This is a genomic window from Synechococcus sp. BA-120 BA3, assembly GCF_034931285.1.
GTDB lineage: Bacteria > Cyanobacteriota > Cyanobacteriia > PCC-6307 > Cyanobiaceae > Cyanobium.
This window is the reverse complement of record NZ_JAYGHZ010000445.1, coordinates 1-1,679: the sequence shown is the minus strand read 5'-3', so window position 1 is coordinate 1,679 and position 1,679 is coordinate 1. Positions and strand designations below refer to the sequence as shown.

At 75.5% G+C, this 1,679-nt stretch carries 1 protein-coding gene and 1 pseudogene; one reads left to right on the top strand and one right to left on the bottom strand.

Features of this window, described 5'->3' with window-relative positions; translation table 11 throughout:
* Positions 1 to 824 (bottom strand): annotated as a pseudogene (locus tag VB737_RS16625) (glycosyltransferase family 2 protein); the annotation flags it as partial.
* Positions 825 to 873: 49 nt separating this feature from the next.
* Here VB737_RS16625 and VB737_RS16620 point away from each other — a divergent pair.
* A partial coding sequence (locus VB737_RS16620; protein WP_500314595.1) for a hypothetical protein occupies positions 874 to 1,679 on the top strand: 806 nt, incomplete at its 3' end.

The window sequence follows — 1,679 nt, the reverse complement described above, 5'->3', positions numbered from 1 at the left end:
GGGGTGCCGTGGGCGTCGGCCCAGGCGAGCCAGGTGCGCAGGCTGCGGTAGCGCTCGCGGGCCAGGGGGGCGAACTCGTCGGGGAAGGGGGGACGGGCGTGCTGCTGCAGGGCCGCCCAGGGGGTGAGGTGGAAGGGCAACAGCTCGAAGCGCTGATCCAGCACCTGGCCGGCGGCGGTCTCCAGCTGCAGGTGGTGGACGTCGCCGTCGCAGAGGGCGGTGGGGAGCAGCTGCTGGAAGGGCCAGGGCCCCTCGGGCAGGGGGTCGGGGGGCGTGATCGGCAGGGTGGTGGCGCCGTCGAGGCGCAGCAGCAGGGGCTCGGGGCCCCGGCCCCAGCCGTGCAGCAGCGGGGCCTCCAGGCGGGTGAAGGCGCCGTCGCGCACCGGACCGTGCTGGCGCTGCTGGTCGATCTGGGCGTAGGTGGCGGCATCGAGGCGCATCGGACTGCCGGCCAGCTCGACGCCGCCCTCGGCGGCCAGCACCCGCAGCACCAGCCCCTGGGCATAGGGGGGCAGGGGGTGGGCAGGCCCCCACCAGAAGCGGAAGCCGCAGGGCTGGACGAGGCCCAGGGGCTGCAGATCGGGCCGGGCCTGGGCGGCGCACAGTTCGGCGATCAGCCGGCGCTGGCCGGGAACGAGCAGGTCGTCGATCAGCAGCTGCAGCCGCAGGGGGGTGGCGTCGGCCTGCAGGGGCCAGGGGCAGGCCCAGCCGCCCAGGCCGCCCTCCGGACTCCAGCCTTCCAGCCGCCCCACCAGGCCGGGGCGACGCCACTCGGCGAGGGAGGCTCCGGTGCCTTCCAGGGTGCCGGGCGGCTCGGCGAGCATCGCAGCCATGCTGGAATCGATGGCGGAACCTTATTGCCCCTGTCCCGCTTTGTCTCGTTCCGCCATCGACACCGCGGGCGGCGGGAGCGGCGAGCCTGGCGTCTGGGTGCCGCTGCGGCTGCTGCGCGAGCTGGCGCTGCCCTACCCGGAGTACCACCGGCTGATCGCCTCGTTGCGGGCCGGGGCCGGCGGCGGTGACGACCCTTTGCTGGCGGAGTTGACCGAAGCCAGCGCCACGGCGCTGCGGGAGGCGCTGGAGCAGGGACAGCTGGAGGCGACCCTGGCCGCCCACGATGATCTGCTGGGCCACGTGATCGAGCTGGCGGCGGTGCTGTGGCAGCGCTACGGCGATCTGCTGGGCCAGCTGGCGGGCCAGGTGCACGGGCGGTTGGTGCCCCGCGACGGGGAGCCGGTCGACTTCAGCCGGCCCGAGCGGGCCGGTGATGCCGAGCTCTGCCTGCGGATCGCGGCGATTCTCGAGCCGACGGTGGCCCAGCCCTGGGCGGTGCCCGACTGGCTGCCGGTGCTGGAGCAGCAGCTGGTGCAGCACGGGGCCCTGGCCTGGCAGCAGCGGCTCCGGACGGACGCCGACGCCGCGGGGCCCTGCCTGGATCTGTTCCTGCGCCTGGCCCAGTTGCTTGATCCGGTGCCGGCGTGGGTGGATCTGGCCTGGCGCGCCGCCCTGGAGCGGCTGATCGAAGCGCTGCCGCCCGCCGGTGCCCTGGCGCAGCCTGATCTGGAGCTGCTGGTGGCGCGGGTGGGGCGGTTGCCGGTGGCGGCGGAGCAGCGTCCGGCCTTCGAGGCGGCGCTGCTGCGGGCCCGCGTCAGCCTGGAGCTGCTGGAGCAGGGCCGCGG